The following is a 16,494-nucleotide window of genomic DNA, read 5'->3' as shown; positions in this document are numbered from 1 at the left end:
TCTTCTAATGCTTTACTATATTTGTCAGATCATGTATCCATTTTCTTGATTTATATCTCCAGAAAGCAAATACAAATTTTATAATTTCCTCGATATTGGCAAGAGCTACCACCTGATATACAGGAAGCTTCAATACCACTGTTCCTAAAAATGCCACAGGGACAGCATAAAATAATAAAAATACCGTATCCAGAATAAAGGCTACTTTTGTATCTCCCCCTGCTCTTAATATTCCTATTAATATTGTCCAGTTAAGCATTTTGAAAAATACTGCTACTCCGAGAACCCTTATTACACGCACAGTCATTTGCAGTACTTCAGGCTTCAGTGTATAAAATACAAGACCCGGTTTTGCTATTACCTCCAGAAAACAAGCACATATTATAGAAAATACAAATGCAATTCTCATTATTTTCCTTGACATTTCCATCGCCCTCGGAAGATTACCGGCTCCTATAGCCTGCCCTATAATTACACTGGAAGCATTAGCTATTCCCATAAAAACTATAGTGGAAAAATTCAGCAGCAGCTCCCCTATCTGAACGCTGGCTACCTGCTCCGTACCGGCTTTTGCATATGCTATAGTCAGTGCTGCAGTACCGCATACCCATATAATTTCAGTAAGCAGAACAGGAGTTGATATTCTTACCATTGACATTACTATCTCTTTTGACAGTCCGAAATAAGTTTTCAGTTTTCCTTTCAGATAATATCCTTTTTTATATATTAATATAATATACATACATATTTCAAGTATTCTCGCAATAAGAGTGGCATATGCCGAACCGTTTACTCCCAGAACCGGAAATCCCATTTTCCCGTTTATAAGCATATAATTCAAGACAACATTTACCATTACTGCTACAAATGATATTGCCAACGGCTGAATTGTTTTTCCCATGGATCTTATAGACATAATAACAGCCATTGAAATTGCAGTCATAGGATATGACAAGCTAATTATTTTCAGATATTCCGAACCTATTCTTATTACTTCGGGGTCATCCGAAAATATTCTTATTACAAATTCAGGAAAAAAATATCCCAGAAAACTGAAAATTGAAAAAAAGAAAACTGCCAGCATAATCATAACGGCAAATATTTTCCTTAATATGGCATAATCTTTCTTGCCGTAAAACTGTGCCATAAAAATGGAACATCCGCTAAAAGCCCCAAATAATGTTATATTAAATACCATATAGTATTTATTTGCAAATCCTACAGAAGCTATAGCCGTTTCCCCCAGTCTGCCTATCATAAGATTATCTGCGAGATTCAGGGCTACATTTAAAAACTGCTGACATATTAATGGTAATGCTAACTTTATAAATACTCTGTAAAAATTTTCGCTTTTCATTTTTCACCTTCCTCAATATTATATTTCTTTTATACAAATAAAAATTAACTATAAAGTCCCTGCGATATACGCACTATTCCTTTGAAACTTCTATAGTTAATATTTATAACTTACTTATTAAATTTTTTATTTAATATCCAGCCTGCCGTTTCAAATGAATTTTTGGTCGCCTGAAGATCAGGTGGTAGCTATTTATACCTGCGATACAGGATCCGTATCATCTCAAGAGTATGATCGTGATTTGTCTGTGATGACAAGTATAGGGATAGCCCCGTTATGACAATGTTAGAACAAAAATTATATAATTGATCACGCACAGGCCAGAAAATTTTTACTTATCTTCTTTTGCTTCTTCTACATAAAGACTTTTTAACAGCAGTTCTTCCTCGAGCTGCTTTTTATCTACAGCTGCCGGAGCTTCCATCATAAGATCCTGCCCTTTGTTAGTTTTAGGAAACGGAATTACTTCCTTTATGGAATCTTCTTTGAGCATAGCCATAAGCCATCTGTCCACTCCGAATGCTATTCCTCCGTGAGGAGGCACGCCATATCTCAGTGCATTCAGGAAAAATCCAAATTTCTCCTCCGCTTCTTCTTTGCTCAGACCAAGCTTTTCAAAAATAACATCCTGCAGCTCTGAATCATGAATTCTTATACTTCCTCCGCCGATTTCATATCCATTTAACACCATATCATAACTCAAAGTTCTTATTTTTTCAAGATTTTTATTTAAAAATTCTTTATCTTCTTCTTTTATTGCAGTAAAAGGGTGATGTGTAGACTTATATCTTTCTTCTTCCTCGCTCCATTCAAACATTGGAAAATCTATCACCCATAAGAAATTATCCTGTTCCTCGTTTATAAAATCAAGCTCATTTCCTACTTTCAGTCTTAATGCCCCGAGTGCGTTATTTGTAACATCCTTGGTATCAGCTATTATCAAGGCTATACTTCCTGCTTTTAATTCCAGCTTACCTGTTATTGCACTAAGCTCAGCTTCACTGAAAAACTTCGCTATAGGTGAAACTGTCTCATTATTTTCATCTATTCTTATATGTGCAAGTCCTTTTGCCTTATAATAAGTCTTTACATAATTTTCAAGATCTCCGATATACTTTCTGCTGAATTTTTCCAGATTACCGGGTACTACTATCGCCTTAATGCTTCCTCCGCTTTCTGCTGCGCCGGCAAATGCCTTGAATCCCGAATTTCTTACTTCCTCTGTAATATCTATAAGCTCAAGTCCGAATCTTGTGTCAGGTTTATCCGACCCGTATCTGTCCATAGCTTCATAATAGTCCATTCTTGGAAAATCATAATCGGCTTTCTTGCCTGTCACCTTTTCAAATACTTTTTTAGCCATTTTTTCCATTTCACAAAGTATATCTTCCTGAGTTACAAAAGACATTTCTATATCCAGCTGGGTAAATTCCGGCTGTCTGTCAGCTCTCAGATCCTCATCTCTGAAACATTTCGCCAGCTGATAATATTTATCCACGCCGGCTACCATCAGTATCTGCTTAAACAGCTGCGGCGACTGCGGAAGTGCATAAAAATCTCCTTTATTTATTCTGCTGGGTACTATAAAATCTCTTGCACCTTCCGGAGTTGCCTTAGCAAGCACCGGTGTATCTATATCAAGAAAACCTTTATCTGTAAGATAGTCTCTTATTGCTTTCAGCATGGTATTTCTTTTTTTCAGATTATTAAGCATTTTAGTTCTTCTCAGATCAAGATATCTGTATTTCAGTCTCATATCCTCACTAAGATTAGTTATATTATCATTTATCGCAAACGGAAGCTGCAGTGATCTGCTGAGAATATCCACAGTATCGGCTGCCACTTCTATATCACCTGTAGGCATATCTTTATTTTTACTGCTTCTCTCTCTGACAGTTCCGGTTACCCTTACCACATCTTCGTTATTTAATGCTTTTACCTTTTCAAATAACCCTTCGGGAGAGTTTTCTTTATCTATTATTACCTGTGTTATTCCTTCTCTGTCTCTCAAAACCAGAAATAAAAAATGATTCATATCTCGGACATTCGCGACCCATCCTGATAAAACTACTTCTTCTCCTGCATTTTCTATTCTTAACTGGCCTAAATTATGCGTTCTATACATCTCCATTTACCCTTTCTATGACTTTTTCAATTTCAAGTTTTTCCTGTTCCCCTGTATCAAAATTTTTCAGTACTGCTTTATTTTCGTTTTTCTCATCTTCCCCTAATATTATAACATATTTTGAGTTTAATTTTCCTGCTTTTTTCATTTGCGACTTAAAACTCTTCATTCCATAGTCAAAATCTACTTTTATGCCGTTTTCTCTCAAAATTTTTATTATATTCAGCGCATATTCCTTTGTTTCAGGAAAATAAACCACATATACGGGCTTTTCTTCCTCTTTCAACAATGATTCGTCCATTAGAAGTGCTATTCTCTCTGTCCCTGCGGCAAACCCTATTCCGGGCATCTGTATATCTCCCAGTATTTCCAGAAGCTTATCATATCTTCCCCCTGCAAGAACAGTGGACTGTGCCCCGAGATTCTCAGACTTAATTTCAAAAACCGTATCTGAATAATAATCAAGACCGCGTACCAGTCTGTAATTTTCCACATAATTTACTTCAAGCAATTCCAGATATTTCTTTAATTCCTCATAATAAGTGCTGCTTTCCTCATCAAGATAATCTTTTAGAACAGGTGCATTCTTATACTGCTCCTGACAAGCCTCTGATTTACAGTCAAGTACTCTCAAAGGATTTTTTTTATATCTGGTTTTACAGTTATCGCATAGTTTATCAAGTCTTTCTTCTATAAATTTTTTCAGCTCGGCAGTATATCTTTGTCTTGAGCTGCTGTTTCCAAGACTGTTTATTTCCACTGTAAGATTTTTTATTCCTGCTGTTTCAAGAAATTCACATCCCATTTTTATTATCTCAGCATCCGCAAAAGGATCTCTTACACCGAAAGCTTCTACTCCTACCTGATGAAACTCTCTGTATCTCCCTTTCTGCGGAGCCTCATATCTATACATAGGGCCGTAATAAAACCACTTTACCAGAGGATCGGATTTATAAAGACCAGCCTGCAGATAAGCTCTTACTACACCGGCTGTGCCTTCAGGACGCATAGTTATACTTCTTCCTGCTTTGTCAAGAAAAGTGTACATTTCCTTAGAGACTACGTCAGTTTCTTCGCCTACTCCTCTTTCAAATAATTCTGTTTCTTCCACAATAGGAGTAATTATTTTTTCAAAACCATACTTTGAAAAAACATTTTTTGCACTATCTATAATATAATCATATTTTCTAATATCTTCAAAATATCTGTCCTTCATACCCTTTAATACTTTTATCATTTTTTCTCCATTCTGCAAACGGTATATTTCTCATATTACATTTAATTTTCTTAATATAATAACATTATATACGATTTTTTTCAAAATTTTTTATTATGCTTTTGTTTCTTATATTATATCATAATTATACACACTTTGTATCTTTTTCTGGCATTAATACCAGATAGCATTAAAAAAACAGGTTTTCTGCTTCCTGTCTTTTATATTGCTATTTTTTTATAAAATAAACCACTTTTTCTCTGTTATTTATTTCAATATCTAAATTCAAACCAAATTTATTTTTCAGCTTCTCAAAATCTATCCCGTATCCTCTGCGGTTTCCACAGCTATATCCGTTTCTTCTTTTGGAACAGATCCAAAAACTAAATGCTTTAAATTCCGGATTTTTATTATTCGGCTCAAGCGTCATAGTTTCATTTCTTCCGTTATAATTAATATCCAGTATCTCTATCTCTTCACTCTTATGAATATTTATCTCTTTTTTGATTTCAGTGATTTTTACCGGATTTTCTTTTGAATAATCCGGAGTCAGAATTCCATCATAAAACCTTGAATCAGTATTATTAATTTTATAATCAGACCCTGCGAACATAAATATTTTTTGTATTTCATGCCCGTAACTCCAGCTTTTGCTAAGTCCCAGCAGGACATAGCGTTTTCCGGTTATCCTGTCTCCCACGAGCTGAACCGGATCCATTTTGTATACTTTCCCATTTTCTTTTAACATAAAAACATAATCGGAATACAGATAATTTTTATATCTGAAGCTTCCCAAAAATGCATAATACAAAACCCCTGTTATTGCTAATACAAATAATATGCCAAAAAACTTCTTCATCGTTCTCTCCTAATACTTCCCAGTAATATATTTTTTACTCCCGGTTATTTATCAAAATTTTCAGCTCTTTGTCTTTTATGCCTGCTATTCAAAAGGAATAACGCTGATATAATTTTGAATATAACTGTTAACATATTACTATTATTTATAAAATAATTCAAGAAAAATCCTGTTAAAAAATATAACTTTTTATGTTATACAGCCAGATAATATCCAGAATATTTTACCTGAAATTTTTATTTTAAAAATATTTTTTTTCTTCACTTACATTTCACATTGATATTATATTATAGTTATATAGAAAAAATTTATGAGGTGATCAAAATGATTAAAAAAAATATAATTGCAACACTGTCTGTAATGACAGCATTATCTTCATTCTCTTTTGCGGAGCAGGCTGTTCCTGTACAGGTTCCCGCTAAACAGATACAAAAAACAATCTCGGCAGAAAATAAAAAATTATATGAGCAGATTTACTCTAAATACGAAGACAAATTTAACAAGCTTGATGTAAGTCTTTTGGAGAACAGACAGGAATTACAAAAACAGCTCAGAGCAGAGAAGGTTGACTGGAAAAAAGTAGAAAACCTTACTAAAAAGAAAGCAGACTTAAAGGCGCAGAAAGAGCTGCTGGGTTACCAGATGAGAGCCGAGATGAAAGACAACAATTTAAGAGCAGGACATACCGGAAAAAATCTGCACAGAGGCAGCAGACCCGCCCCTCAAAGAGGATAATACAGCCCGCTACACCTTTTAATATTATAAATCCAAAAATATTTTGGAGAAATAAATATTCTGACACTATTGCCAAAAAACAGATATTTATTTCTCCCTATTTACATTTTATAAATAATCTTTTTTACATAATTTTATTTATATGATATAAATAGATATAAAATTCACACTGTCATCCTGACGAAAATTCTGATATTACAGGATGCCGACCACATTAAGGAGGGAAAATGAAAATTTTAATTGTAGAAGATGAAGAAAGAATACGTAAAGTAGTTCGTTCTTTTCTTGTAAAAAACGGTTATATCGTAAGAGAGGCCGCTGATGGTGAGGAAGGGCTGGATCTTTTTTATGAATGGAATCCGGATCTTGTGCTCCTTGATGTTATGATGCCGAAAAAAGACGGCTATGAAGTATGCAGAGCCATTAAAAGTGAAAAAACTACTCCTGTCCTTATGCTTACTGCCAAAACTCAGGAAGAAGACGAGATAAGAGGACTTGAAATAGGAGCAGATGATTATATAAGAAAGCCTTTCAGCCTGAAAATTCTGGAGCTTCGTTTGAAAAACCTTCTGGGTGATGAGATATACACAATAGGAAACTTTAGATTTTTAAAAAATGAAAAAAATGTATATTTAAATGAAAAAATTGTTGATCTTCCTCCAAAGGAATACGATCTGCTGTTTTATCTTGCCAAAAACCACAGTAAGATTTTTTCCAGAGAGCAGATTCTGAATAATGTATGGGATCTTCTCTGTGAAAGTGATCCCAGAACAGTAGATACTCATATTAAGAATCTGAGAAAGAAAATAGGACATGAATATATTACCACTGTAAAAGGATTTGGATATAAATTTGAGGTGAAAAATGAAAATAATATATAAGATATTCTTCTTTACAATGTTATTAATAATTTCTACAATAACATTCGGAATATTATCAAATAAATTATTTTTAAACAGTTACTATGTAGCACTGAGAGAAAAAGATCTTATGCGTATTGCATCCACTCTGGATACCAGAAAACTGATCCCTGTGGAAAAAAAGAGCATTGACATCGACGATGAAACCTCATATCACTTTATTCCCAGAAGAATGCTTGAAGATACCAGAAATAAAACTACAAAAGCTTTCAAAAAAAATAATTATGAATTTGAAATACTAAGATTTTCAAGAGGTCCCACATGGCTGAAGCTTATAATAAGAAAAACGCCTGAAGGACAGTATGCCCTGATAACCCCGCTTGAACAGGTAGAAAATGCCGTGGAAGTTTCCAATACTTTTTATGTTTATGTTGGTTTGATATCTCTTGTTTTTTCGATTCCTCTGGTTATGATTTTTTCAAGATACCTTTCCAAAAAAATCACATTAATCAACGGGAATATCAAAGAGATTATTAATCTTAACTTCTCTGAAAAGCTCGACCTACACACCAGGGATGAATTTGGCGAAACTGCCAATAATCTGAACCTGCTTTCCCAGACACTGGAAAATAATCTTCAAAATCTGAAAAACATGAATGTTGAATTACAACAGGATATTGATTACGAAAGAAAAAAAGATCAGGATACCAAAAATTTTATTACTGCCATAACTCATGAACTGAAAACACCCATTACTATTATGAATACACATGCGGAATTTATTGCCGGAGGATATGCGGATACTGTAGAAGAGCTTCAGGAATACGCCGGAGAAATAATAAATGAAGGACAGCATATGACCAAGCTCATTGATTCACTTCTGGTTCTGTTAAAAAGTTCATCACTTTTACATGAATTCCAATATGAAGTTTTTGAATTGAGGGAATTTATTAATTCTATCCTCCTTAAATATAAAGTAGATTTTGATGCCAAAAATATTCTTCTTGACTTTAATGTTCCGAAAATCATGGTAAATTCCAATCGGACTTTACTGCTTCAGGTACTTACCAATCTTATAAGCAATGCCATCTCATTTGTTCCCGATGACGGAACAGGGATAATAAGAGTGCATTCTTTTTCAAAGGGAAATTATCTTACTATTGAGATTATAAATAACGGGCCTTTGATTCCGGAAGAAGTTATTGATAAAATCTGGAAACCATTTTTCAAAGAGGATGATTCACGCAGCAGAAAATATGGAGGAACTGGTCTGGGACTGGCTATTGTAAAGGGAATACTTGAAAAGCTAAACTGTGATTCCGGTGTAGTTAATACCGAAAACGGGGTAAAATTTTGGTTTGATATAGAAAAAGCCGTATAAACATTGTTTATTTTATAAAAAATCTGCTATAATAATACAAATATATAAATTTGAAAGGAAGAATTATTATGGCAAAAATAACTCCATATTTTTTATTCAACGGAAACTGCAGGGAAGCTATGGAATTTTACGGAAAAATCTTTAAAGCAGAACCAATTTTTGAAACTTTTTCGGAAGTAAAAAGTGAAAATGACCCGGCACTTACTGATGAAACGAAAAATCTTATTTCCCACGGAGAATTAAAAATAGGCGGGGAAACAATCATGTTTGCAGATGTTCCGCCTGCATATAATTATAATTTTGGAAATAACATTGTTACAGCTTACAGATCATCATCGCTGGAAGACATAAAAGAAGTTTTTTCACAGCTGGAAAACGGCGGAAATGCAACTATGCCTCTCCAAAGAACACCATGGAGTGAATGCTACGGTTCTGTGACAGATAAATTCGGATTATCTTGGAATCTAAATCATGATACTACATTATAAAATTTGTTTTGCAGATATTTTTTAGAAATATCCGAATATCTTATGCAAGCTTTATAAAACTTAACAAACTCTATAAACAGAGACAAAAGTCCCTGTTTTTTCATACCGATTCAGAATATACAAAAAAATACAGAATATCATTTATTGATATTCTGTATTTTATATTAATTTCAAAATTTTATCTTCTCGGCCCGTAAGCTGTAAGTTTATTTCTGTCCAGTTCTCTTCTTAACTGTGCATATGTAGAATCCAGTTCTCTTCTGATAGAATTTCTTTCGCTGTTCAGTCTTTCCATTCTTCTTCTGTCAGGTCTTTTCTGTACTCTTTCTCTTTTTATTTCATTATCCTTATTTCTAAGACTTGCTTCTAATGAATTTATTTTCCCGCTGTATCTTGAATATATTTGATTATATCTTTTTTCATTTTCATTTTTCTGTTTTTCATTTCTATATCTTTCATTATATCCTCTATTTGAATTTCTGTCATTATGTCTTGCGCTAAATCCTGTTGAAGATATTCCTAACATTAATACCATTCCTATTAATAATAACTTTTTCATTTTAATCACCTCATTGTTTTTTTTCTATATTATTATAATACCATGCCTGTGTGAATTTATTATGAAGTTTATAATTATTTTTTATTTTTTTACAAATAAAAAAAGATTGTATTTTTCATCTTACAATCTTTTTGAAATTATGTTAACTTCTATAAGAATAGTCATTTATTCTGTTCCTTCTCAAATCATATCTTAAATCTTTATAAGTATTATCCAGTTCCCTTTTTATTATACGTTTTTCATTTTCCAGTCTCTCTATTTTTCCCCAGTCAGGACTTCTTCTGTTCTTTTCACTTGATAATGCTTTATTTTTTTCATCCAGTCTTTTATACAAAAGATCTATTTTATCACTGTATCCCGAGTAAACCTGTTCATATCTAAGTCTTTCCCTTGAATCCGAAGCAGTATACTTTCCGTCTGTATATGAATTTCCACTGCTAAAGCCAACCTCGTACAATCCTATTATAACAATTATTATGCCAATAACTTTTTTCATTCTAATCACCTCACTGATATAGCAGTTCATTTATTTTTATAAATAAATCACTATAATAATTTCTTTCTTAAGTATATAATATACTATCTATGTGAAGTTATTATGAAGTTTTTAAATTTTTAAAAATAATAATTTTCAAATCATTGGCTTCCATTAAAAAAATTCTGATTTTTTAGGGATATTCAGTAAATTTTCTTGCTTTTTAATTTAAATATTGATAAAATTGCAGCTAATTGAGGATATTTTTTCTTTATCTACAGCAGTCATAAAATTCTTGTTTAATTTATAATATAAGTGTACTAAAGTTTCAATATCTTTATTTTAAAAATTTTGAGAGGAAGATTTCTTATGAAAGTAAATGCGGCATTTATATTTATTGCACCGGAAGCAGACGCCAAAATACATAGAACAGTAGTTAACACACCAGCTGTCAGCCTTACTGTCGTTGGTGTAAAAGATTATGAAGAGGCTGAGACAGTAGCTGTGGAATTGGCGGACCAAGGAGTAAAAGCGTTAGAATTATGTGCCGGTTTCGGCAATAAAGGTTTAGCAAGAATCAGCAAAGCTGTCAAAGGAAAGGCTGCTGTCGGTGCAGTTCGTTTTGATTTTCATCCCGGCTTTGATTTTAAAAGCGGAGATGAGCTCTTCAAATAAATTTTTGAGAGCAGTCCCAGTGAATAGCTACAAATATAAAAGAGCAGTTAATTACTTAACTGCTCTTTAAAAATCACTCAACTTATTTTTTGATAAATCTTTTCTAAAATCAGAATGCACTGATTCAAGCTCACCTTTAATTTTATCACGTTCACCCGTTATTTCTTTTATCTTTTTATTATCAGGTTTTTTCTGGCTTTTTGCTTTATCAAGCTCGTCATTTTTTTTGGAAAGTTTTTTATTTAAATCTTCTATTTTTTTTTCATATTTTGAAGAAATTTTATCGTATGCTTTTTGTTTTTCCACTCTGTTTTTATAATGATCATCCTTAGCACCAAAGCTCACTGAAGATAAACTCAAGACTATTAAAAACATGGCTAATAACATTTTTTTCACTTTTATCACCTCATTATTCTTTACCAATTTAATTATACTACATCAATGTGAATTATTTATGAACTTTTTTATATTTTCTCTATTTTTACTCTTAATACCCTTTTATTATTAGATTTTATTATGGTAAATTCATATCCGTCATGAATTATTTTTTCTCCGGCTTCCGGAAGAGATCCATACTCCAGACTAAACAGCCCACCTATTGTTTCTACCTTAGTTTCTATATTTATATTAAGCAGTTTATTTATTCTGTCAATGGTAACTTTACCGTCTACCGAATAAACTGTGTCTGAAATTTTCTTTATTTCCGATACGTCATTTATATCAAATTCGTCCTGAATCTCACCCACCAGTTCTTCTAATATATCCTCAAGAGTAACAAGTCCTGCAGTACCTCCGTATTCATCTATTACTATCGCTATCTGGGAATGATCCTCCTGAAACCTTTTGAACAGAGCATTCACCGACATAGTATCAGGAACGAATATTATTTCCCTCATTATATCTTCAATATCATTTTCTGTATTCAAAATGACCTGCTTGCATAAATCACGTATATGCACAAATCCTATGATATTATCTTTATTTTCACGGCATACGGGATATCTCGTATACTTTCCGTCAAGCACAAAGTCCATTATTTTTTCTAAATTATCTCCCATATATATGCACTGCATATCTGTTCGGGGAATCATAACACTCATTACATTTTTTTCAGAAAGTTCAAAAACATTATCTACGAGAGTCAGTTCTTCTTTATTCAAAAGTCCGTGCTTATAATTTTCAGTTAATAACAGCATTATTTCATCATTTGTGTGTATTTCTTCGTGGGTACTAATGTTTTTAATGCCAAAAATTCTTAATATAAAGTTTGTACTTCTATCAAATAGCCATATTACGGGATAACTCAGCTTATAGAATATTATCAGGGGATGAGAAGCAGCAAGTGCTACTTTTTCCGAACTCAAAATCGCTATTGATTTAGGTACCAATTCTCCCAATACTATATGAAACGCTGTTATCAATGAAAAACCTATTACAAATGAAATAGTGTGTTTTAGTACCTCATCCACGGTAAAATAATTAAATAACGGGCTCAGAATATTGGCTACAGCAGGCTCTCCTATCCACCCTAGTCCCAGCGAAGCCAGAGTTATACCAAACTGACAGGCTGAAAGATATGAATTCAGGTCATCCAAAACTTTTTTGGTATAGCCGGCCTTTTTATCCCCGGTTCCCAAAAGAGTTTCTATTTTAGAAGCCCTTATTTTTACAATGGAAAATTCGGCTGCAACAAAGAAACCGTTTAAAAAAACTAATAAAAATACTAAAAGCAGGCTCAGAAAATTATTCATATTTTTCTTTTCTCCCATCTTTAATAAAGTTCAAAACACTTTTTTTTATTATTCGCCCCATAATTTTTTCAACCTTTCGTTGGCCGCTATTTCAAATTTATTTTCGCCATATTCATAAAATTTGATTTTAATTTTCATATAATCCTGTTTTACAAAATTACCTTTATACGCATGCGGATATTTATAGTCCTTTGCACCCAGCTTTGTCAGGTGTTTTGGAACTTCCTGTATACTGTTATTTTCTATTTCGCTTATTGCCTTGTCAATAGCCATGTACGCTGAATTACTTTTGGGAGACAAAGCAAGATATACAGCTACCTCTGCCAAAATTATGCGTACTTCAGGCATTCCTATATCCTTGGCAGCCTGCATTCCGGCTACTGCTACAGGAAGAGCATTAGCATTTGCCAGTCCTATATCTTCAGAAGCGAGAATCACAAGTCTTCTTGCCAGATATAACGGATCTTCACCGCCTGAGAGCATTTTTGCCACCCAGTAAACAGCTGCATCAGGGTCACTGCCCCTTATACTTTTTATCATAGCAGAAATAGTATCATATTTATCTTCTACCCTGTCATAAGATTTTCTTGTCTGAATTATCTGTCTCACTTCATCCACACTTAGATTTACATCTTCAAGATTACTAAGAAGCTCAAGAAAATTTATTGCCTGCCTTGCATCACCTTCTACAATATCGGAAATGTAGTTCAGCACATCATCACTAAGCTCTATTTCTTCTTTTTCCCTTATCCTTTTCAAAATACCAAAAATATCTTCTTTATCGAGTTTCTTAAATTCAAACATAAGACATCTTGATAAGAGCGCATTATTTAGATTAAAATAAGGATTTTCAGTAGTGGCACCTATTAATATAATATTGCCGATTTCTATATCGTGAAGCAGGGAATCTTGCTGTAGTTTATTAAATCTGTGTATTTCATCAAAAAATAAAATCGTCTGTTTTCCCTCAATGGAAAATCTTTTCTTGGCTTTTTCGGCTATCTCCTTAATATCATTAACAGAAGCTTTAGTTGCATTCAGATATTCATAGTAATAATTCAGCTGTTCTGCTACTATTTCGGCAAGTGTAGTTTTTCCTGTTCCGGAAGGACCCCAGAATATAGAATTCATAAATCTTGATTTGATTAGTATCTTCTTTAGCACACCTTTATCGCCTACTATATTTTTCTGCCCTGCGAATTCTTCCAGAGTTTTCGGTCTGTATCTGTACGCCAGAGGTTTTTTATCCTGATTCTGATTTTCAAAAAGATTCATAATTCCTCCATTTACATAAAGAAAATAGATATGCTGATCTTTCCGGCATACCTATTTCTTTTATTAAAATTACCTGATTATTTGGAATAATATAGCTACAACCAGAAAAGCAATTGCTATATATTCTGTCAGCTGCTCAATCGGTTCTTTTGTATTATCGAATATGTTTGAGTTATTTACCATTCCCTGGCTTCTGTCAGGCTGCATTAATATAAGACCTATTAACAACGCAGCAAGTACAACCAGTACTATTGTCAGTAAAGTTGTCATTTTTCCTCCTATTTTACTATTAGAGATTCACCTGTCATTTCAGCAGGCTTCTCTATTTTTAAGATATCCAGAATAGTAGGCGTTAAGTCAGCCAGCTTCCCGTCATTTCTTAGTTTTATATTTTTTAATTTATCTGATATCAGTATAAATGGTACCGGATTTGCAGTATGTGCAGTATACGGAGCTTTAGTAACAGGATCTACCATCAGATCTCCGTTACCGTGATCTGCAGTAACCAGAACCATTCCTTCCATTTCCAGCACTTTTGAAGCTATCTTATTCAGACATTCATCTACAGCTTTTACGGCTCTTATCTCTGCTTCTATAATTCCTGTATGACCTACCATGTCAGTATTGGCAAAGTTCAGGATAACAACATCGGTATCTCCTTTTTGAAGCTCCTCCAAAAGCTTATCAGTTACTTCATATGCACTCATTTCAGGTTTCAAATCATATGTAGCAACACTCGGCGAAGGAGTAAGAAGTCTTATCTCCCCCGGATATGTATCTTCTACACCGCCGTTAAAAAAGAAAGTAACATGTGCATATTTTTCAGTTTCAGCAGTTCTTATCTGTTTCATTCCATGTTTTGATAATATTTCACCGAAAGTATTTACTATTGTTTCCGGTGGGTAAGCCACAGGAAGACCAAATTTCTCGTCATACTGTGCCATACATACGAAACTTACCTTTGGATGTGCTTTTCTTGTAAAACCTGTAAAAGGCTCTTCCATAAATGCTCTCGTAAGCTGTCTTGCCCTGTCTGGTCTGAAATTGCAGAAAATAATACCGTCTCCGTCCTTTACCAGTGCAACGGGAGTTTCGTCCTCATTTACTATTATTGTCGCTTTCACGAACTCGTCTGTTTCATCTCTGTTATATGCCCCGGTTATTGCTTCATCAGAGCTTTTAGCTTTTATTCCGTTTCCCAGAGTCATAAGATCATATGCTTCTTCTGTTCTCTCCCAATTTGTATCTCTGTCCATTGCATAGTATCTTCCTACTACTGAAGCTGTTTTTCCTATACCTATTTTTTTCAGTCCGTCTTCCAGATCTTTAAGATAATTCACTCCTGATTTAGGGGGAGTATCTCTTCCATCCATGATAGCGTGGACATAAACTTCATTAAGACCTTTTTCTTTGGCCATTTCCACCACACCTAAAATATGGCTGATATGTGAATGCACTCCTCCGTCAGACATAAGTCCTGTCAAATGAAGCGCCTTTCCGTTCTCTTTTGTTTTTTCCATAATATCCGAAAGAACCTTGTTATCTAATATTGTTCTTTCTTTTATAGCTTTAGTAATCTTGGGAAGAAGCTGGTATACTACTCTTCCTGCACCTATGTTCAAATGTCCTACTTCAGAATTTCCGAACTGTCCTTCAGGCAGTCCAACAAATTCACCGTCTGCTCTAAGCTGTGTATGCGGATATGAATTCCAGTATCTGTTAAAATTAACCGGATCTGCCATTCTTATTGCATTTACCTGATCCGGATTCTCATTTATTCCCCATCCGTCTAAAATCATCAGTACTATTGGTTTTTTCATTAATCTATTCCTCTCCGTTTATAACGCTGCTTTTACTATTTCAGAAAAACTTTTTGCTTCTAAGCTTGCTCCTCCAATTAGTCCGCCGTCTATATTCTTTTGTGAAATTAATTCTTTTGCATTATCAGGTTTCATTGAACCTCCGTATTGGATAGTTACACCTTCCCCGATTTCTTTTCCGTATAAATCTATTAATAACAATCTTATGAAGTTATGAACAAGTTCAGCCTGCTCAGGTGTAGCTGTTTTTCCTGTTCCTATTGCCCATACAGGCTCATAAGCTATTACCACATTTTTCATTTCTTCTGCAGTTATTCCGTCAAGTCCACCCTGCACATGATTAGCCACTACATCTTCTGTCTTCCCTGCTTCTCTCTCTTCCAGTTTTTCCCCGACACATAAAATAGGCTTTAACCCATGATTCAGAGCAGCTTTTACTTTTGCATTTATGAATTCGTTATTTTCACCATAATACTCTCTTCTTTCAGAATGCCCCAGTATTACATATTCCACACCTAATTCTTTCAGCATAAGAGGTGATATTTCTCCTGTATATGCACCGCTTTCATTTGGATTCATATTTTGTGCAGCGATTTTTACATTTGAACCTTCTACTTCTTTCACCGCATCTGATAAAGCTGTAAATGGTGCTCCTATTACAGTTTCTACCTCATTTATCCCGCCTACTAGACCTTTTAATTCTGATAAAAAGCTTACTGCCTCTTTATTTGTTTTGTTCATCTTCCAGTTTCCTGCTACAATTATCTTTCTCATGGCAAACTTCCCTTCTTCATTTTTTGTTTTATTCTATCATATTTTACTTCATTTTTCAATTAACACTTCCAAAATCTTACACTCTGTATTACTAATATTTTTCACAAACGAAAAACAGCAGCAAAACTCTGAGTATTCTGTTAT

General features: G+C 33.8%; 17 protein-coding genes and 1 other RNA gene. 5 read left to right on the top strand and 13 right to left on the bottom strand.

Translation table 11 applies throughout. The features are described 5' to 3' along the window. Positions 1–4 precede the first annotated feature (4 nt). From STERM_RS05620 to STERM_RS05605, 5 genes are all read right to left on the bottom strand, one after another. The gene (locus tag STERM_RS05620) at positions 5–1,357 is read right to left on the bottom strand and encodes an MATE family efflux transporter (RefSeq protein WP_012860602.1); all 1,353 of its coding nucleotides are present in this window, start codon (positions 1,355–1,357) and stop codon (positions 5–7) included. 130 nt (positions 1,358–1,487) lie between these two features. Further along, a non-coding RNA gene (gene ssrS / locus STERM_RS21670) (6S RNA) lies at positions 1,488–1,687 on the bottom strand. Position 1,688: 1 nt separating this feature from the next. Then, positions 1,689–3,482: an aspartate--tRNA ligase gene (gene aspS / locus STERM_RS05615; RefSeq protein ID WP_012860601.1), complete on the bottom strand. Its 1,794-nt coding sequence runs from the start codon at positions 3,480–3,482 to the stop codon at positions 1,689–1,691. Further along, complete coding sequence (gene hisS / locus STERM_RS05610) at positions 3,475–4,719, bottom strand: histidine--tRNA ligase (protein WP_012860600.1); 1,245 nt, start codon at positions 4,717–4,719, stop codon at positions 3,475–3,477. The genes aspS and hisS overlap by 8 nt, the downstream gene beginning before the upstream one ends. A gap of 208 nt (positions 4,720–4,927) precedes the next feature. Next, a complete protein-coding gene (locus STERM_RS05605) occupies positions 4,928–5,557 on the bottom strand; it encodes a hypothetical protein (RefSeq protein WP_012860599.1) in 630 nt (209 codons plus the stop codon). A 324-nt stretch (positions 5,558–5,881) separates the two neighbouring features. Here STERM_RS05605 and STERM_RS05600 point away from each other — a divergent pair, with 324 nt between their 5' ends. The 4 genes from STERM_RS05600 (at position 5,882) to STERM_RS05585 (ending at position 9,021) form a co-directional block, all read left to right on the top strand. Further along, entirely contained in the window at positions 5,882–6,292 is a 411-nt protein-coding gene (locus STERM_RS05600) for a hypothetical protein (protein WP_012860598.1), read from the top strand. Between the two features lie 227 nt (positions 6,293–6,519). Beyond that, positions 6,520–7,173: a response regulator transcription factor gene (locus STERM_RS05595; protein WP_012860597.1), complete on the top strand. Its 654-nt coding sequence runs from the start codon at positions 6,520–6,522 to the stop codon at positions 7,171–7,173. After that, positions 7,157–8,533, top strand: coding sequence for a sensor histidine kinase (locus STERM_RS05590; RefSeq protein ID WP_012860596.1), 1,377 nt, complete (start codon positions 7,157–7,159; stop codon positions 8,531–8,533). The genes STERM_RS05595 and STERM_RS05590 overlap by 17 nt, the downstream gene beginning before the upstream one ends. Positions 8,534–8,601: 68 nt before the next feature. Further along, the gene (locus STERM_RS05585) at positions 8,602–9,021 is read left to right on the top strand and encodes a VOC family protein (protein ID WP_012860595.1); all 420 of its coding nucleotides are present in this window, start codon (positions 8,602–8,604) and stop codon (positions 9,019–9,021) included. Between the two features lie 178 nt (positions 9,022–9,199). Here STERM_RS05585 and STERM_RS05580 read toward each other — a convergent pair whose 3' ends face one another. Beyond that, entirely contained in the window at positions 9,200–9,580 is a 381-nt protein-coding gene (locus STERM_RS05580) for a hypothetical protein (RefSeq protein WP_012860594.1), read from the bottom strand. 142 nt (positions 9,581–9,722) lie between these two features. Then, positions 9,723–10,076 (bottom strand): hypothetical protein, encoded by a 354-nt coding sequence (locus STERM_RS05575; RefSeq protein ID WP_012860593.1) that lies wholly within the window; start codon positions 10,074–10,076, stop codon positions 9,723–9,725. Between the two features lie 348 nt (positions 10,077–10,424). On the opposite strand from STERM_RS05575, the gene STERM_RS05570 reads away from it, so the two are divergent. Then, positions 10,425–10,730, top strand: coding sequence for a DUF6506 family protein (locus STERM_RS05570; protein WP_012860592.1), 306 nt, complete (start codon positions 10,425–10,427; stop codon positions 10,728–10,730). Between the two features lie 66 nt (positions 10,731–10,796). Here STERM_RS05570 and STERM_RS05565 read toward each other — a convergent pair whose 3' ends face one another. From STERM_RS05565 to tpiA, 6 genes are all read right to left on the bottom strand, one after another. Next, entirely contained in the window at positions 10,797–11,126 is a 330-nt protein-coding gene (locus STERM_RS05565; protein ID WP_012860591.1) for a hypothetical protein, read from the bottom strand. A 68-nt stretch (positions 11,127–11,194) separates the two neighbouring features. After that, positions 11,195–12,481, bottom strand: a complete 1,287-nt coding sequence (locus tag STERM_RS05560; protein ID WP_012860590.1) for a hemolysin family protein — start codon at positions 12,479–12,481, stop codon at positions 11,195–11,197. Positions 12,482–12,529: 48 nt separating this feature from the next. Next, the gene (locus STERM_RS05555) at positions 12,530–13,756 is read right to left on the bottom strand and encodes a replication-associated recombination protein A (RefSeq protein ID WP_012860589.1); all 1,227 of its coding nucleotides are present in this window, start codon (positions 13,754–13,756) and stop codon (positions 12,530–12,532) included. 69 nt (positions 13,757–13,825) lie between these two features. Further along, positions 13,826–14,026: a preprotein translocase subunit SecG gene (gene secG / locus STERM_RS05550; protein WP_012860588.1), complete on the bottom strand. Its 201-nt coding sequence runs from the start codon at positions 14,024–14,026 to the stop codon at positions 13,826–13,828. 8 nt (positions 14,027–14,034) lie between these two features. Next, the gene (gpmI, locus tag STERM_RS05545) at positions 14,035–15,576 is read right to left on the bottom strand and encodes a 2,3-bisphosphoglycerate-independent phosphoglycerate mutase (protein ID WP_012860587.1); all 1,542 of its coding nucleotides are present in this window, start codon (positions 15,574–15,576) and stop codon (positions 14,035–14,037) included. Between the two features lie 18 nt (positions 15,577–15,594). Next, positions 15,595–16,350, bottom strand: a complete 756-nt coding sequence (gene tpiA / locus STERM_RS05540; RefSeq protein ID WP_012860586.1) for a triose-phosphate isomerase — start codon at positions 16,348–16,350, stop codon at positions 15,595–15,597. Positions 16,351–16,494 lie beyond the last annotated feature (144 nt).

This window comes from Sebaldella termitidis ATCC 33386, from assembly GCF_000024405.1.
In the GTDB taxonomy this organism is placed as follows: Bacteria; Fusobacteriota; Fusobacteriia; order Fusobacteriales; family Leptotrichiaceae; genus Sebaldella; species Sebaldella termitidis.
This window is presented reverse-complemented; position numbering and strand designations above follow the sequence as displayed.

Bases quoted from the DNA above. Each gene is read 5' to 3' on its own strand.
- STERM_RS05620 (WP_012860602.1), bottom strand. From the start codon at position 1,357: ATGAAAAGCGAAAATTTTTACAGAGTATTTATAAAGTTAGCATTACCA.
- hisS (WP_012860600.1), bottom strand. From the start codon at position 4,719: ATGATAAAAGTATTAAAGGGTATGAAGGACAGATATTTTGAAGATATT.
- STERM_RS05555 (WP_012860589.1), bottom strand. From the start codon at position 13,756: ATGAATCTTTTTGAAAATCAGAATCAGGATAAAAAACCTCTGGCGTAC.
- STERM_RS05560 (WP_012860590.1), bottom strand. From the start codon at position 12,481: ATGAATAATTTTCTGAGCCTGCTTTTAGTATTTTTATTAGTTTTTTTA.
- aspS (WP_012860601.1), bottom strand. From the start codon at position 3,482: ATGTATAGAACGCATAATTTAGGCCAGTTAAGAATAGAAAATGCAGGA.
- STERM_RS05570 (WP_012860592.1), top strand. From the start codon at position 10,425: ATGAAAGTAAATGCGGCATTTATATTTATTGCACCGGAAGCAGACGCC.
- STERM_RS05605 (WP_012860599.1), bottom strand. From the start codon at position 5,557: ATGAAGAAGTTTTTTGGCATATTATTTGTATTAGCAATAACAGGGGTT.
- tpiA (WP_012860586.1), bottom strand. From the start codon at position 16,350: ATGAGAAAGATAATTGTAGCAGGAAACTGGAAGATGAACAAAACAAAT.
- STERM_RS05580 (WP_012860594.1), bottom strand. From the start codon at position 9,580: ATGAAAAAGTTATTATTAATAGGAATGGTATTAATGTTAGGAATATCT.
- STERM_RS05595 (WP_012860597.1), top strand. From the start codon at position 6,520: ATGAAAATTTTAATTGTAGAAGATGAAGAAAGAATACGTAAAGTAGTT.
- gpmI (WP_012860587.1), bottom strand. From the start codon at position 15,576: ATGAAAAAACCAATAGTACTGATGATTTTAGACGGATGGGGAATAAAT.
- STERM_RS05585 (WP_012860595.1), top strand. From the start codon at position 8,602: ATGGCAAAAATAACTCCATATTTTTTATTCAACGGAAACTGCAGGGAA.
- STERM_RS05590 (WP_012860596.1), top strand. From the start codon at position 7,157: ATGAAAATAATATATAAGATATTCTTCTTTACAATGTTATTAATAATT.
- secG (WP_012860588.1), bottom strand. From the start codon at position 14,026: ATGACAACTTTACTGACAATAGTACTGGTTGTACTTGCTGCGTTGTTA.
- STERM_RS05600 (WP_012860598.1), top strand. From the start codon at position 5,882: ATGATTAAAAAAAATATAATTGCAACACTGTCTGTAATGACAGCATTA.
- STERM_RS05575 (WP_012860593.1), bottom strand. From the start codon at position 10,076: ATGAAAAAAGTTATTGGCATAATAATTGTTATAATAGGATTGTACGAG.